This is a genomic window from Methanogenium sp. S4BF (assembly GCF_029633965.1).
GTDB lineage: Archaea > Halobacteriota > Methanomicrobia > Methanomicrobiales > Methanomicrobiaceae > Methanogenium.
Genome location: NZ_CP091277.1, coordinates 2,004,737 through 2,021,027, shown reverse-complemented (window position 1 = coordinate 2,021,027; position 16,291 = coordinate 2,004,737). Strand labels below are relative to the sequence as shown.

Here is a 16,291-nt window from a genome sequence, read left to right as displayed (position 1 = left end):
GTTCTTCTTTTTTTATTGTTGATGATCATTCCCCGGCTGCCTCTTTGATGTCCTTTACCGTGTATAAGTCCAGAATCCTGTCCTTTGCCTCCTGAATCTGTGCCTTGTCGCCGGATTCAAGATCTGCAGTCTCTGCCGCATCGGTTAAAAGCAGGGTTTTCTCACGGACAACATACTTCCCCTCGTGAAGATACAGGGCATGATGGAGGATATTGTTCTTTGCCTTCTCGTACTTCTCCCAGTATCCTCCGCCGGTTGTCAAAGGGGATATATTGTCCAGGAAACTTGCCGCTGCAAAGAACGTGAGCGATATCTCCCAGGGTTTGGTGTAGTTGTGGGAGTTCACCTTCGCACTGTCGACGCCCTTTAAATCCAGGGATTTTACCAGATTGCGCCTGAAATCACTGCCTTTGTTGTCTATTAACTGTGAAAGCCACCGTGAGGGGGACGATGCGACAAGGGCGGCCTTGTCAAAGCTCCATCGTTCGGTTCCGGCGCTTCCATACCCGATCGAAATATTGTTTATCCCAAGTTTGTGTGCATCAATAAGCTCCTTGTACTTCCACTGCACGATGTTGTAGAGCTTTTCAATCTCACGTTTTCCCTCCGTGTCATAGTCGAGGACCGAGAGGTCAGAGTCATCACGCAGCAGGGAGAGAATGGTCGGGTTAATCTCCCCGAACCACGTCCGGTACATGCCTTCAATGGTTGCATTGCCACTCTTTCTTTTTTCGTCAATGATCCTCAGCCCGGACTCATAGGCATTCACGTCTGCATTGAACTTTTTTCGTGGGTCAAAGGTCGCGTTCACCAGATTGTCCGTCTTCTGCAGGAATTCGACCTGCTGCTGCATCTGCTTCTGCGACTGGATCAGGAAGTCTATCTCTCTGTTTATGGTTCCGGTCTTTGTGGAGTATCCTTCACGGTTGTTTACGATCTCTGTCAGAGTCTCCCTGATGCCGGTGAGAATCGATGCGGTGTCCCTTCCGGAGAAGGACCGGACAAGGGCTGCCTTCTCTTCGGATTCAAGGTTGAACTGTGATGAAACCGGCGCTAAGGTCGCTTCCCGCAGGGAGACGAGCCGTGTGTCAAACTCCCGTGTCAGGAACTTGTCCTGTATGAAGACCTCGAAGGGATCGCGTATCGATATCTTTCCGGGATGCATCTGGGATATCTTGCGTATTCTCTCTTCCTTTGTCGCCTTTTCGCTTCTGTACATCTCGGAATTGAGTTTTCTCCCCAGAAGACTGTCAGTAAAGCCCTGTTTTTTGGAGAGCCTGAGCATATAGTCGTTGTAGAAGTAAAGAGAGACCGACTCCGCAAGATCCCTCAGGTAGGAGAAGTCTGCTGATGTCGCCTTCTCCAACCTCTCGATATCTCCCTGAAGGTCCCCGAGCGGAAGTGAGGAGAGCCATTCATCACGCCGGATCAGTTTTGCCTTCTTCTTCTCCGACTCATTGAGCTTTTCCCTGAGGACAAAGAGAAGTGCCGCGAACTTCTCCAGAAATGCCTGTTCAAGACCTTCTATTGAACCCTGTCCGGCAGCAGCGGCCGTTCCGTGGCCGAGCGCAACGTAATCATCAACCGGTTTGGCAAGTGCGTTAACCTCGGATCTGATCCGGTCAAGCATTCTGTTCTGCTCAGCGGTGATCTCCTCAAGGTCATCACGCTTCTTTTTGATCCTGACATCCGCTTCACTGATCTCCGCCCTGAGTGTCGACTGGCGCGATGAGAGGTCGCCTGAAATCTTGCCGAAGTTTTCTTCGCCGCGAATGATGTTTAAAAGTGCAATCCGTGCTGATTTTTCACTAATGGAGAATGTCTTCTTCTGGAGATGTGACATCTCCTCAAGGAAATGAAGATTCTTTTTTATCAGTTCGTATAATTCCTGATCCTTTGCATTTTCATGCGGTTTGCTCTCGTTTTCAAGGGACTTTTTGAGCCTTTCGACGTACTCTGTGAGTTTGTCATAGTCCTGCACAGAAGAGATGTCCTTGAGCTCGGCAGGCATGTTGTTTGTGACCGCCGATTCGATAATGGACTGCGTTTTGAAGTTTAAAAGATCGGTGATCTCATTCTCCCAGACTTTTTTGACTTTCTCGATCTCCTTTCGGTACAGGTTCACATCGTTGTGGGTTATCTCCGTGTCCGTCTTTGAAAATTCCTCGGGGTAGAGGCTTTCATTGGTTGCGATAAATTCAGAGACCTCTTTTAAGATCTTTCCCCGGTTCTGTCCGAAACCGGAGAGGCTTTCGATGACATCCTCAAACCCTTTCTTTAATGACCGGAGATTTTCCACCGGGTACTCGATTACATGCGAATCTGCAAAGATAAAGCCGGAGTAATCTTTTTTGGCGTCTACGATGGCTGAGATGTCTGCTGTCGGGAGGTAGAAGGAATTGATGAACATATAGGGGAAGGACGCGTCAAACTCGACCACTTCCTGCTTTCTGTCCCCTCCGTCGACATATCCGGTGGGGCTCAGGGATGAGACGATGATGTAGTTGAAGAGCTTGTCTTCAATCATGTTCAGATATTCAATCTCGGAGAGTGCGATCGCAGCATTCAACTGCTCCTTTTCCCCTTCGCTTGCCGCCGGAAGCACCACAAAGAGCCAGATTTTTGACTCCTGCCCGCGTTTCTCCTTGATGTAGCGGGCCAGATCAATAAACATCCCGGATCCTGTACCGCCTCCGAGACCAACAATGAGCGCCACCGGGCCGTGCCCCTGAAATGAGGGGAACTGCTCTCCGCCCTGGGTGATCGCCTTGTAGAATACCGCCTTGGATATCGCACGCCTCCGGTGGACCCCTCCGCCGAAATCGTCGACGATATTTTTGTCCACCTTTTTCAGCATCTGGTAGTCGAATCCGTATTCGGGATCATTCATCCACCATACATCGACAAGCGGGCGTTCCCGCCTCTTTTTCATCTGTTCGGTCACCTCCCGCGATGTCAGGGAAGAGACACGTTCGACGTTCGCCAGGTCGGGGAGGTGGTAATGGAAGCTTTTTACACTTCCGCCCATCTGGCTGTTTGTTCGCTGGATATCCCCCAGCCGTGCCATCACCTGTTCTGATCGTTTGATATCATCCTTTCTCTGGTTGGTATCAGTGTCTATGGTGAACAGTGACAGCCGTTTCCCGTCCGAAAGATAATGTCTCAGGAACCATTCATGCTCATAGAGGTTTGATATGAGCTTTTTTCCGCACCCACCGATGGCTACAACGGTTAATTCATCCGGCATCTGGAAGGGCTTCCCTTCGATTATATCATCATGAGGCATTATTTTTCAGTCCCCCTTGTATTCTTTCTGAAATTCCTGCATGTTCTTCGCCCGCATCTGACCGAATACCATTCCGGCCCCAAATCCCCCCACGAGCAACACTACGGACACCAGAATCGCCATGGTCACCGGCAGCGTTGACTCTTTCGGTGCTTCGGCATATTCCAGAAGGTCGTTTGCCTCATCCCGGAGCCCCCTTGAGTAGAGGTCGTCTATCAGGGCTCTCAAATCCGGGTCGGTGACCGCGTTCAGCCGTGCCGTGAACTGTTCGTCATCCGGGATCTTCACCGAAAAAGTCTCGGTTGTGCCTGATCCAAGGATATCACGGTTCTCATCAAGTGCCTGAATGCGGTAGTAGACATACCCTGTTGTCTGTGTGATCCGTTTCGTTACCACAACTCCGTCAACGATCTCTACCGATGTCAGCACGGGCACCCTGCCTGATACGGTTACGTTGATTGCATCCGGAAATTCACCGTCCTCTGTCAGCTCAATTTTGTGGTCGTTTAATGCCGCATCCCCCCCGGATACCATGAAGCCACTCACTTCCGGCTGCCAGAGGCTGGTGCCCGGCACAGGCATGAGATCTGTTGTCATCTCAATAATCCGCGTCTGCTTGGGGATGCCGCTCACTTCCATGGTATATTGTATTAATTCACCCTCATTCCGGGATTCCAGAAGGGTTCCGTTCGTAACTTCTGCAATGACAGCAGCAGACGGCACACATATCAGCAGAAACAAAAGGAGCAGTGCCAGTGATATGCACAATGATGATCGATACCTTACACCCATGGCGAGAAGATTTATTTAAAAACATTTAAATATATCTCAAAAGAAAACCGGCACAGAAATGTGCCCGAAGGCAATATTTTTCCGTGTTGCATGGCGGCACAAGCACGGTATTCTCACATCCTTTACCGTATCCTGAAATATTTCACAGACCAGATACCCCATTTTTGCTCTGCCGGCTCAAATGTACCCGATAAACCTTTCCGCTCAGAATCTCTGAGCGAACGGCGTTTCAATTCAATTCTGATGCCACGATAAAAATGATTTATTCTTTCGTATATGGTTCAAGAAGAGTAAGATTATTTTTTACAATGAGACAATACCCGCGTTCTTCGAGTGATTCATACGCCAGTTTAAAATCAAGCGGATCCAGAGAGGAGGTCTTCACTGCATCTTTAAACGGAATCGGACAATCGGCCCCATAGACATCAGACAGCCGGTAATAAAGGGTCTTCGCATCCCCGGTAAGGGCAAAGGCATCCCGCACTTTCAGGGCCGAGGACTGGATTTTTTCGGTCTTATGCGACATGGACGACCACAGGTCCATGACATATTTGATATCATCTTTCCGGATGTCAGAACTTGACTGCAATCTGGCATACGAAGACGCGAGTTTCGGAATGGCACCCGAGATATTCTGCCGGAACGGCCGCTGGCCTGAGGAAAGATACTCTTCACGCAGTTCGTATACTGCCTCTGTCATCACTTTTTCAATCGCTGCTGTTGATTCTGGTCTGATAAAGAGGCCGTCCAGGAGTTGTCCGGTGATAATGCCCGACTCTTCTTTGAGGACATCACGATATTCCGGGGACAGTTTTTTGCCGGATTCATTGTCGATGGCAACCGGAATATCGGCAATTAATTTCTGCGGTTTGAGAACTGCCTGATTAATCTCTCCCTCTGATTTCCGGACAGCAGTCTCGGTATTCGAGAAGAGATAATAATAGTAGGAGTTGACCCGCCTGAATTCTTTCGGAATTATTTCAAACGGGCGCCTGAACACATCCCATTGATGCTTTTTCCCGAATACCGCTGAGCGTATGCCGCCCGTTTCATCATGCATTGGGGGTGCGGAGAATGCAAATAATGCAGAACACCCTGCAATCTCTTCAATGCAGTCCGCTTCGCCGTCATAGGGATACGCAAAAAATTCGATCACTTCATGGAAATCCATTATTTTGCGCTGCCGTGCAAGAGAGGAGACATCAAACTCCTCCCACCCTCCGATATCACGGAACGTCAGCCAATCATTTCCCATGGCATCCAGAGGCTGTCTCTCCTCGTCAATGACATGCACCCGGATAAACCGGTGCTCCGGCGGCGGCCCCTGCGGGACCACGGACGGATCGGCAACGTACAGCACAGACGGTCTGGTCTTCAGAAACGGAGACGGATGCAGATAGAAATACCGCGGGTCATTCCGGTAATATTCAACATACCCGACGTTCTCATATTTTGTATTGCAGGCAAGCTCCCTCTCAACACCGGATAACTCTGCACCGATCCATCGGTCATTGAGAGACATACATCATCGTTGTCACACATTTCCTGATAAACATTCGGTATAGAGAATGTGCAGCAGAGACTCCGGGGAAACGGATACCCCACCACATCATCCGGGAAATACGGAACCGTTTCCCCCCTTATCCTCCCTGTGCCCGAAGCAACCATTAATGCGCTGCACACCACAGTATTAATAATGGAGTCATACGCGCTTGCAACGCGAAATACGGTTGAAGTCGTCACGGATGAAGAACTCCGCTCTGTCCTTTCCCAGGACAAAAAACGGGTATACGCCGGATATGAACCGTCCGGCGAGATTCATCTCGGCCACCTCGTCACCATCAATAAACTCATCGACCTGCAGAATGCAGGGTTTGAGGTCGTTGTCCTCTTAGCAGACCTTCACGCATACCTGAACCGCAAGGGCACCATGGACGAAGTCCGGGAGCTCGCGGACTATAACCGCCGCTGTTTCGAGGCAGTCGGCCTGAAAGATGCAGAATTTGTGCTGGGCAGTGATTTCCAGCTCTCCCCGGAGTATCAGCTCGACGTGCTGATGCTCTCACAGCGCATCACCCTCAACCGGGCCACCCGGTCCATGAACGAGGTCGGACGCCAGATGGACAACCCCACCGTCTCCCAGATGGTCTACCCTATCATGCAGATGGTGGACATCGCTCACCTCAATGTGGACGCGGCAGTCGGCGGCATCGACCAGCGCAAGATTCACATGCTCGCCCGTGAACACCTCCCGTCCATCGGCATTAAGGCACCGCTCTGCATCCACACCCCCATCCTGAACGGCCTTGACGGCAAGAAGATGGCCTCGTCTTCCGGGAACTATATCTCGGTTGCCGACTCAGAGGAGACCATCGCAAAGAAGATGAAGAAGGCCTTCTGCCCGCCGGAGATAGAAGAGAATCCGGTGCTTCAGACCCTGAAGTACCACGTATTTCCCCGCCTCGGTACCGTCACGATACACCGCCCGGAGAAGTTCGGCGGTGACGCCACCTTCTCCTCCTATGAAGAGATGGAGACCGCATACGGTGCAGGCAGCGTCCACCCGGCAGATTTGAAGGCCGCTGTTTCCAATGGACTTATTGAGGCACTGGCAGACGCCCGTGCATTCATGAACGGCGAGTGAAAACAGATTCATACACAAAAACACCGGAGAACACATACACCATGGGAAAAAGAGACGAACTCATCGAACGCTTTGACCGCGAAACTGAACGGATGGGAGTCCGGATACGGGATGCCGACCAGTTTAAGGTCTCTGAAAACGTCTTTGACGACGTAACCCTTCTCTCCCTCTACCGTCTGGTGCACAAGAAGCTGATTAAGGAAATCGGAGGCTCCATCTCCACCGGAAAGGAGGCAAACGTCTTCTACGGTGAAGGCGAGGAGATGCCTATTGCCATTAAAATATACCGTATCCAGTCGGCCAATTTCCGGTCAATTAGCGAGTATATTGTCGGCGATCCCCGCTTCTCCTCGGTGAAAAAGTCCAAAAAGGATCTGATCTTTGCATGGACCAAGAAGGAGTATTCCAACCTGGCCCGTGCCCACGACGCAGGTATCCGGGTGCCCCTCCCGATTCACTTTGACCGCAACATTCTCATTATGGAGTTTATGGGCAAAGATGAAGTCGCCTATCCCCAGCTGCGGCTTGCCCGGCCGGATGACTACCAGGCAGTCTATGATGAGATCACCGCTACGATGAAGACCCTCTTTAATGAGGCAGAACTCGTCCACGCCGACCTTTCAGAGTTTAATATTCTCTGGGACGGCGAGCACCCAATAATCATCGACATCGGCCAGGCGGTGACCCCCAACCACCCGTTGGCCATCAAATTCCTCGTACGAGATATCAAAAATATCAACCGCTACTTTGAGAACCGATGTACAATAAGAGACGAGGAAGAACTCTTCAGTGACATCGTCGGCGAGCACCGGATGCAGATCTGACGAAGTTGAATAGATCCGTAGATGGTGCCGGATTTCCCCTGGAAAGGTCAGAACTGAGTTACAGTCCTTCCTATTTATTCGATTATTTCGATAATTTTTTAAAACAACGAATTACATCACAATTGTTGGTTTATTTTGTCTATCCATTCGAGGCAACTGACGATTAATTTACTCTGTCCCAGTGGTTTGATTTCGATTATCTTTTCAAAGCAATGAAGTGCCTCTTTTTCGCGATTGAGGTTATTGAGGAGAACACCTTTCTTCATCCAGGCATCTACACCATCTGGATCAAGTTCTATTGACCGATCGTAGCAGATAATTGCATCCTGGTAACGATTGAGGTTCTGAAAAGTAACGCCTTTATTGCGCCATGCATTCCCATCATTAGGATGTAATTCTAATACCCGATCATAGCAGGTCATTTCCTCTTCGTAGCGTTTGAGGGTGCGAAGGCACAACGCTTTCATGTAAAATGGATATGCATCATTGGGATAGATTCCATTCAACATTTCAAAGCAATTGATTGCCTCTTCATCCCGATTGATGTCATGAAGACACATGCCTTTATTGAACCACGCATAGGCATCTTCAGGACGTATTGCGATTGCCTGACCATAGCAGGTAATTGCCTCTTCATATCTATATAAGAGGAAAAGGGTAAGCGCCTTTAAATTCCATGCATCTGCATTATCTGGATCGATTTCGATTGACCGCTCGTAACAGGAGAGTGCCTTTTCATCCTCATTGTGTTTACGGAGGTTGTCGCCTTTCCATAACCATTCATATGCAGCAACAGAACTCAGTTCGAGTAGTCGTTCGTACCAATACGTCGGCTCAACAGAGTTGCCCGGTTCATAGTATTGTTGAACAGCAGAAATCCATTCGTCATAGGTTTTTAATTTCCTGCTATCAGGAGTCATAATTCTCCATGGTTTAATCGAGAGAGAGCGAGAGCTCAATTTCCTTTAATCTATTTGATTTTCCGAAAAATGACAATCCTATCTGAAATCAATGTTAACACTCTCTTTATTTAATGCATTCATAAAATAATCACAAAATAGGTTCTTCACTGAATATAAACCGTGACAGAACACTCCCCTTCTCAAAAATCAGATAAATCTTGGAGAACGTGGAGACCTACACAGGTTTTCCCCTGATAGTATACTGGTTTTCCTGAATCACGGATTCGGCGTCATCACGAATGATGTATGACACAGACCGTCCTTCCGTGCGGACATCGATCACCCCGTCCTCTTCCAGACGCTTCATATGCCATGTCACGGTGGAACCGGTAATGTCGAGCGATTCGGCAATATCTTTTCTCGTCGCAAACCGGTCTGCTGCAAGAACCGCAAGAATCTCCCGCGTCGTTGCATTCCGCATATGCTTCAGCACCGTCTGCTGAGAGGCGGAATAGGTCCCGCTGTTTTCAAAATAATGCGTATATCCACGATCTTCAAGTGCTGCAATGGTATGACTGCGTCGCAGCTGGTCGATGTGATAGCGAAGGGTACCCAGCGTAATATCAGTCTCCTTTCCAATGCCCCGCAGATGGATCCCCGGGTTCCTTCGGATGCAGTCGAAGATCTTCCGGCGGGTATCATTTGCAAGCACGTCATCTCCACGGATCCGGTAGAGGCCGAACAAACCGCACGATTGTATTGTGCCAATCATCTCTACCGGCAGACAGGCACACTGGAGGAGAATGATCCAGAGGGGCAGCTCCCAGAAGGAGACGGGCTGCGGGGAGACCATCGTCCCTTCCGCCGGGTGATCGTAGCCCGACTGCACAACATACTGGTTCGCTGATACTCCCGCCATACAGACGCCCAGGACGGCAATACAGAGCAACAGATACCGGAATATCTTCATATCAGCCTCTCCTTCAATAGTAGTTGGTGAAATTAAAGTTGCTGTATCCGCCGTTCAGGTTGGTCACCGTGTAGTACCACATTCCGGGAGAAAGGTGCGGCGATGCTGAGATATCCAGATAGATGCGTTGATTCATCTTCCCGTCGGCCGCATCTTCAAACGGCCCGATGACGGTATCGGGCGGATATATGGTTAGCTGGTATCCCATCTCGGGTCCGGTCCAGTTGAGATCGACCCAGAGATGCCGTTTTTCTTTGGGGACATACAGCTGAAAGTGATGATTCGTGCTCCCGGATGACACAAAATTATTGGCTGGCGAAAAATCCATGGTTTCGACCGGCTTCTGGTTCAGATCGACCAGATAATACGGCGGATTGTTGAGAAACATCCCGAGGTCCATCACAGAAACCATCATATCCTGCAGCAGGCTCAGAAGATCCCCCTCTCCCGGCTCCGGTACTGCGCAGCATTTCTCCGAACCGCGAACACCCGCAGAATACCCGGAGCCACCGCCGCCACCTCCATATTCGTACGTCACTTCATTCTCATTCAAATACTGAAGAACACCTGAGTCCAGAGCATTCAGGATAATAACATCGTTACCGGCCCATCCCTCAGGACCATCAGCCTTTACATACGGTTGTGCTTTGTTCAGGGGGATGAAGGTCAGAGAAGAAGTATATTCGCCGGTATCAGTGATGTATATCACCGGCACATAGTCCGCATCGGAATGGAAATTCAGGTCATTGCGGTCACCGGCAGCACCGGCAGGAAGGACCAGTACTATTACCACCAGAAACAGGATGACCTCCCGATGCATCATTGTACTACGTTTGATGAGAACAGATAAGAATAATATGGCACAATCGTCTTCCTGACCGGCCCCGCGGCACATGTCGTACCACCCCATTCCTCTCTCTGAATCAGCCATCCCACATACCAGTCCCGTCTCCCACCAGTTTTCCCGTGCTCCTCCTTTCCCCCGGAGCGGGGGGCCCCCTCCGTGCCGCTCCGGAACCCAAACAGGATACCCGGACATACGTCCTGGATGTCGTGGTTATCGCACAATCATTAACTTTTCCCGATATGTTCACAACTGTGCGACAACTCTAATAACCATTCGCAGACCATCTTTCTGCATTCCCCCTACCGGAATAGTGAAACCATGATCACCTTTGACCACCTCTCAAAAGTATATAACGGCATATCTGCCGTCGATGATCTCACCTTTGAGATCCCCGACGGAGAGATATTCGGCCTCTTAGGACCAAACGGAGCAGGGAAAAGTACAACAATCCTGATGCTCACGGGCCTTATCGAACCGACGGCGGGAAGATGCCTGATAGACGGGGTCGAGGTTGCAAAAAACCCCATCGGGGTGAAGCATCGTATCGGCTATATGCCGGAAGATGTCGGCTTCTACACAAACCTCACCGCCGGAGAAAACCTCGACTTTTTTGCCCGTCTCTATGGCATGAATGCCGCCGCACGAAAATCCCGGATTGACGAACTGTTATCGCTCGTGAACCTCGACGGCGTGGAGAAACCGGTCGGGGGCTACTCAAAAGGCATGCGGCAGCGCCTTGGAATTGCCAAGGCAATCCTGAATGACCCGGCCGTCATCATCCTGGACGAACCGACAGCAAACCTGGATCCCCAGGGGGTCGCCGATTACCGCCAAATAATCAGACAGATGGCGGCAGACGGAAAGACCATCCTCGTCTCGTCCCACATCCTCTCAGAAGTCAGTCTGGTCTGCTCTTCCATCGGTGTATTATCCCGGGGGAAACTGGTGGCACAGGGCACCTGGAAAGAACTTACACAGGCCTTTGATGCAACCCGGCTCGAACAGGTGAAGATCCTGGTGGAAACCCGTGATGCCATGCCCGAATTTATCCATCCCGATCTGATCGCGGCAGAATACGCCAATGATAACCGTGAAGCCGTCATCACTGCTCGCTCCGACATCAGGGATACAATCGCAGACACCCTTCGGGATGAGGGTGTAATGATACGTCAACTTTGCTTTGACCGCTCAACCATCGAGGAGAGCGTCCTCTCGTATTACAACACAGGAGAGAAACAGGCATGAAATCACATGGATTACCGGTGATCGCACAAAAAGAACTGCGTGATCACTTCAGAAGCAAGAAATTTCTGCTTATTTTCGGGATATTCCTGATCATCACGATCATCGGCATGACAACCGGGGTCGCAGAGTATGCACAAAACCTGCAGGACTATAACGACCGTCAGTCGGTCGCAGACGATGATATATACCCTGGCGGATACGGATGGGGAAAACCCTCCATCGTGACCATCTATCTCGGTGTCAGCTCACTGATCGTCACGCTTGGTGCCGTCCTCGGGATTGCGATGGGATTTGACCTGATATCAAAGGAAAAAGAGACAAAATCCCTGAAGATCCTGCTCTCGCACCCGATCTACCGTGATGAAGTGATCAATGGAAAGGCATTGGGGGGCCTGATGTCACTTGCCATCGCGCTGGGCATCACGTTCATCGCCACTTTCGCCATCCTCCTCATCGCGGGAATTGTACCTGCAGGCGACGAACTTGCAAAGATCATCATTTACGGAGGTGCGGTATTCCTGATGATCCTCTCGTACTTCGCGCTCTCGCTGTTTATGTCCACCATCGCATCCGATAGTGGCAAGGCCCTTGTCTATACACTCATCGTCTTTGTCGCCCTCATGAGCCTGCCGATGCTCATCAACGGGTCGGTGATGAACATGATCATCGGCGACCCCCCTGAATTCCCCCAGGATGCGTTTATGTCGGACGGAGCATTCAGCGTCGTAGCGGTGTCATCCGCAAAGGAAACGGGAGAGATGGCAATCGAAGAACCGAATCCAGTCTGGCAGGAATACGAACGGGAATTTGATGAATACTGGAAGAAACGCCAATCGGTAACCGACATCGTCACCCTGATCTCTCCGACACAGAACCTGGAAACAGTCTCATACAACCTGCTGATACCGGATTATGCAGCAATGATGTCATCCATTTCGTTCAGGGCGAGTGATGACTATGAACTTGAGGATACCGATGTTTTCGGACAGATCATCCAAAACATCATCGCACTCCTTGCCTTCCCGGCACTCTTTCTGGGATGTGCCTATGTGCGGTTCATGCGGATGGATATCAGATAGGAGGCGACGATGAAACAACTGCCATATCTTTTACTCATCATTCTTCTCCTTTTCACGGTGACCCTCCCAACGCCGGTCGCGGCAGAGGAGAGTGCGGACGGCCGCGATGTCCAGATACACTGCACCTTTCCGGGCATTGTGCTTGAAGCGGGGGAGAGCACTGAATTCGCACTCTCGGTGACCAACAACGGAAACGCCGACCCCAAAAAATTCTGGGTGGAGACCTTCGGGGAATCTTCCGACTGGGAGTATCATTTCCTGAACGGTGAGACCGAGATCACGAGAGCCGCCATTCCCACGGGTTCCAGTCAGAACATCGGGTTTACCGTCAAGACCTCTTCTGATACGCCGGTAGGCGAATACTATGTGAAAATACATATAGGAAACGGGTACTGCTGGCTCTACATCACCATCTCGAAGACCCATGCAGGAGAGCGCGGTGTCCTTAAACTGACGACCGTCAATGAACTGGGTGAAACGGTGAAGGGCGCAACCGTTGCCGTCATGGAGGACAAATCCACCGAACCTTTCATGACCATTCAGACATCAACAGACGGAAAAATCAGAAGCGAACTCCCGCACGGCGACTATACGCTTGTGATCACGAAGGATGGATATCACAGTGCCCTCCCGGTCGATGTCGAGGTGAATTCCGGTCTCGAGACGGATGCCGGCAATATCCTGCTCGAAAAGATGAACACCGCAGTGGAGGTATCGTACAAGACTCTCTCCATCACCACATCCCTCGACAAAAATTCGGTCTTTGTGATGAACCTGAAAAATATCGGACGGGCGGACAGCATCTTCAGCCTGGATGCAACCGGGATGCCGGAAGACTGGTACACCCGGTTCAAGGAATCGGAGAATTCGGGGGAGAGCCTCTCAGAGATATTCCTCTATGCAGGAGAGGAAAAGACCCTTTACCTCGAAGTCATTCCTGCATACGCGACAGATACCGGGGACTATTCGATCACCTCCGTCGTGACCTCCCCGGCCGGTGACACCTATGAAGAGGTGCTCGCCATAACCCTCCGCGGTGAGTACCGCCTGAAGGTCTACCCGGATAAATACCGATATGAACTGGGGAAGGGTGACAAGGTCACCTTTGATGTCATGCTGAAAAACACCGGCAGTGCAGGTCCGCTGACAAACATCAGACCTGAGATCTCCGCACCGGACGGCTGGACCGCAACCATATCACCCAAGACTCTGGCAAGTTTAGAGCCCGGTGAGAGCGAGACGATCTCGGTCACCGTCATCCCGCCCTCAAACATTGCCGCAAGCGAATACAAGGTTACCCTGAAGGTCACATCCGACCAGACCGAGACGAGCGATGATTTCCGCATGGTGATAAAAGAGAGTTCTTTTGTCACCATCCTCGGACTGCTCCTGCTTGTAGGAGTCTGCGGCGGCGTCTGGTATGCATTCAGGAAACACCAACGGCGCTGAATTCATTCCTTCCTTCTCATTATGAGATGGAAATCAACCTTCTCTTTTTCGATTCCCGGAAACACACCGTGAATAATACCTGAAAAGTACGTATCAACGCATTTCCGGTTCGGAAATAAACGGCATGCACTCCTTTGCCAAACCTGATCTTTTGCAAGTAATCCGTCTGGTGATGACTCAGGATGAATGCCAGAATATCAATACCTGTCCATAATACCATCATATAAGGCATTCCCCGGATTTCAGAGAAATATTAAAAAAGGGATGCTGAGAGAATTATCCGTTAATCCAGTAGATAACGGTATCCTGGTTTGCATCCACCCATGCCTGTGCGGCAGCTTCAGGGGTTTTTCCGCCTTCAACAGCGAGCATCACGGATTCCATGTCTGAAGGCTCCCAGGAGAAGCGCTCAAGAATCGCATAGGCATCGGGATTCTCTTCCTTAAGGCCCATGCGGGCAAGGCTTGCGATGTACTCTTCGCCGCCGTATATCCCTTTGGGGTCTTCAAGGTACTTCAGGTCGAAGCGAACGAACTTCCAGTGAGGCGTCCAGCCGGTGACAACGATCCACTTTTCGTCTGCATATGCATCGGTGAGCTGGGCAGCCATGGCAGCGCTCGAAGATGCAAGAAGGGTATAATCGAGGTCGTACTCTTCAATCGCTTTTTCGGTTGCCGCCATGATGCCTGCACCCGGCTCAATGCCGGTGATGGTGTTGTCAAACTTGTCTGCAACACTGTTCATCTCGTCAATTGAGTCGATAGTCACGTACGTCGGAACGACAAGTCCAATCTTTGCTCCCTGGAGATTCTGGCCAACCATATCAATGGAGTCACCATAGGTATCCCAGTAGCTGGCATGCGTCGCGGGCATCCATGACGAGATGCTCATATCGACCTGACCATCAGCGAGTGCCTGATAGAGAGGGCCTGCATCAACGGCCTTGAGCTCGACATTGTAGCCGGCCTGTTCATACACGGTTTTTAATACATTCGTACTTGCAATCTCTGAGTCCCAGAGCACATAGCCGATGGAGACCTCTTTTGGAACGGTTCCGGGTTCAGAAGGGCCGGATTCATCTGTGCAGCCGGCACAGATAATCCCACATAATAATACACACAAAACAAGTATTATTCCTCTAAATTTCGAATTTGACATGGTGTATCACATCCATCGAATCAGAAACAACACGCCGGGGGAAAGAGTTGGAAACTGACGTGAGAACACATATTCTCAGATCATATATATACATCACTCCCGTCGTTAATCGGAGTAAATTTTGATGTAACCGGTCAGGAACAATCCTTTCCGACCTTTCGGCTAAAAAAGAGAAATCAGGGAATTATCCGTTGATCCAGTAGATAACGGTATCCTGGTTTGCATCAACCCATGCCTGTGCGGCAGCTTCAGGGGTTTTTCCGCCTTCAACAGCGAGCATCACGGATTCCATGTCTGAAGGCTCCCAGGAGAAGCGCTCAAGAATCGCATAGGCATCGGGATTCTCTTCCTTAAGGCCCATGCGGGCAAGGCTTGCGATGTACTCTTCGCCGCCGTATATCCCTTTGGGGTCCTCAAGGTACTTCAGGTCGAAGCGAACGAACTTCCAGTGAGGCGTCCAGCCGGTGACAACGATCCACTTTTCGTCTGCATATGCATCGGTGAGCTGGGCAGCCATGGCAGCGCTCGAAGATGCAAGAAGGGTATAATCGAGGTCGTACTCTTCAATCGCTTTTTCGGTTGCCGCCATGATGCCTGCACCCGGCTCAATGCCGGTGATGGTGTTGTCAAACTTGTCTGCAACACTGTTCATCTCGTCAATTGAGTCGATGGTCACGTACGTCGGAACGACAAGTCCAATCTTTGCTCCCTGGAGATTCTGGCCAACCATATCAATGGAGTCACCATAGGTATCCCAGTAGCTGGCATGCGTCGCGGGCATCCATGACGAGATGCTCATATCGACCTGACCATCAGCGAGTGCCTGATACAGAGGGCCTGCATCAACGGCCTTGAGCTCGACATCGTAGCCGGCCTGTTCATACACGGTTTTTAATACATTCGTACTTGCAATCTCTGAGTCCCAGAGCACATAGCCGATGGAAACCTCTTTTGCGGCTTCGGCCCCGGTTTCGGGTGCTGAAGAACCGGCTTCATTCGTGCAGCCGGCGACAAAAATGACACTGAATAAGACTAACAAAACAAGAATAATTCCTTTCGATTTTAAATGTAGCACATAAAACACATCCAATTTGT

13 protein-coding genes are annotated in these 16,291 nt (G+C 50.5%); 5 read left to right on the top strand and 8 right to left on the bottom strand.

The genetic code is table 11. The features are described from left to right. Positions 1 to 25 precede the first annotated feature (25 nt). The 3 genes from L1S32_RS09705 to L1S32_RS09695 all read right to left on the bottom strand — a co-directional run bounded on the left by L1S32_RS09705 (position 26) and on the right by L1S32_RS09695 (position 5,600). Positions 26 to 3,286, bottom strand: coding sequence for a tubulin-like doman-containing protein (locus L1S32_RS09705; RefSeq protein WP_278154904.1), 3,261 nt, complete (start codon positions 3,284 to 3,286; stop codon positions 26 to 28). Positions 3,287 to 3,292: 6 nt separating this feature from the next. Continuing rightward, positions 3,293 to 4,078: a hypothetical protein gene (locus L1S32_RS09700; RefSeq protein WP_278154903.1), complete on the bottom strand. Its 786-nt coding sequence runs from the start codon at positions 4,076 to 4,078 to the stop codon at positions 3,293 to 3,295. A gap of 262 nt (positions 4,079 to 4,340) precedes the next feature. After that, positions 4,341 to 5,600, bottom strand: coding sequence for a hypothetical protein (locus L1S32_RS09695; RefSeq protein ID WP_278154902.1), 1,260 nt, complete (start codon positions 5,598 to 5,600; stop codon positions 4,341 to 4,343). Between the two features lie 174 nt (positions 5,601 to 5,774). Here L1S32_RS09695 and L1S32_RS09690 point away from each other — a divergent pair, with 174 nt between their 5' ends. Beyond that, positions 5,775 to 6,722: a tyrosine--tRNA ligase gene (locus L1S32_RS09690; RefSeq protein WP_278157080.1), complete on the top strand. Its 948-nt coding sequence runs from the start codon at positions 5,775 to 5,777 to the stop codon at positions 6,720 to 6,722. 41 nt (positions 6,723 to 6,763) lie between these two features. Continuing rightward, complete coding sequence (locus tag L1S32_RS09685) at positions 6,764 to 7,546, top strand: serine protein kinase RIO (RefSeq protein WP_278154901.1); 783 nt, start codon at positions 6,764 to 6,766, stop codon at positions 7,544 to 7,546. A 116-nt stretch (positions 7,547 to 7,662) separates the two neighbouring features. Here the strand turns inward: L1S32_RS09685 and L1S32_RS09680 are convergent, their stop codons facing one another. The 3 genes from L1S32_RS09680 to L1S32_RS09670 form a co-directional block, all read right to left on the bottom strand. Next, the gene (locus L1S32_RS09680) at positions 7,663 to 8,466 is read right to left on the bottom strand and encodes a tetratricopeptide repeat protein (protein WP_278154900.1); all 804 of its coding nucleotides are present in this window, start codon (positions 8,464 to 8,466) and stop codon (positions 7,663 to 7,665) included. Positions 8,467 to 8,683: 217 nt separating this feature from the next. Next, positions 8,684 to 9,418, bottom strand: a complete 735-nt coding sequence (locus L1S32_RS09675) for a winged helix-turn-helix transcriptional regulator (RefSeq protein WP_278154899.1) — start codon at positions 9,416 to 9,418, stop codon at positions 8,684 to 8,686. 13 nt (positions 9,419 to 9,431) lie between these two features. Continuing rightward, entirely contained in the window at positions 9,432 to 10,241 is an 810-nt protein-coding gene (locus tag L1S32_RS09670; protein ID WP_278154898.1) for a hypothetical protein, read from the bottom strand. Positions 10,242 to 10,583: 342 nt separating this feature from the next. Between L1S32_RS09670 and L1S32_RS09665 the strand changes: the two genes are divergently transcribed. The 3 genes from L1S32_RS09665 to L1S32_RS09655 are packed head-to-tail and all read left to right on the top strand — an operon-like array spanning position 10,584 to position 14,038. Beyond that, entirely contained in the window at positions 10,584 to 11,510 is a 927-nt protein-coding gene (locus L1S32_RS09665; RefSeq protein ID WP_278154897.1) for an ABC transporter ATP-binding protein, read from the top strand. Continuing rightward, the gene (locus L1S32_RS09660) at positions 11,507 to 12,589 is read left to right on the top strand and encodes an ABC transporter permease (RefSeq protein WP_278154896.1); all 1,083 of its coding nucleotides are present in this window, start codon (positions 11,507 to 11,509) and stop codon (positions 12,587 to 12,589) included. Before L1S32_RS09665 ends, L1S32_RS09660 begins: the two co-directional genes overlap by 4 nt. A gap of 9 nt (positions 12,590 to 12,598) precedes the next feature. After that, positions 12,599 to 14,038 (top strand): NEW3 domain-containing protein, encoded by a 1,440-nt coding sequence (locus tag L1S32_RS09655; protein WP_278154895.1) that lies wholly within the window; start codon positions 12,599 to 12,601, stop codon positions 14,036 to 14,038. A 276-nt stretch (positions 14,039 to 14,314) separates the two neighbouring features. Here the strand turns inward: L1S32_RS09655 and L1S32_RS09650 are convergent, their stop codons facing one another. Both L1S32_RS09650 and L1S32_RS09645 read right to left on the bottom strand, forming a co-directional pair. Next, positions 14,315 to 15,160 carry a glycine betaine ABC transporter substrate-binding protein gene (locus L1S32_RS09650; RefSeq protein ID WP_278154894.1) on the bottom strand — a complete coding sequence of 282 codons (846 nt, stop codon included), beginning with the start codon at positions 15,158 to 15,160 and terminating at the stop codon, positions 14,315 to 14,317. 220 nt (positions 15,161 to 15,380) lie between these two features. Then, positions 15,381 to 16,271: a glycine betaine ABC transporter substrate-binding protein gene (locus L1S32_RS09645; protein WP_347403345.1), complete on the bottom strand. Its 891-nt coding sequence runs from the start codon at positions 16,269 to 16,271 to the stop codon at positions 15,381 to 15,383. Between the last annotated feature and the right edge of the window lie 20 nt (positions 16,272 to 16,291).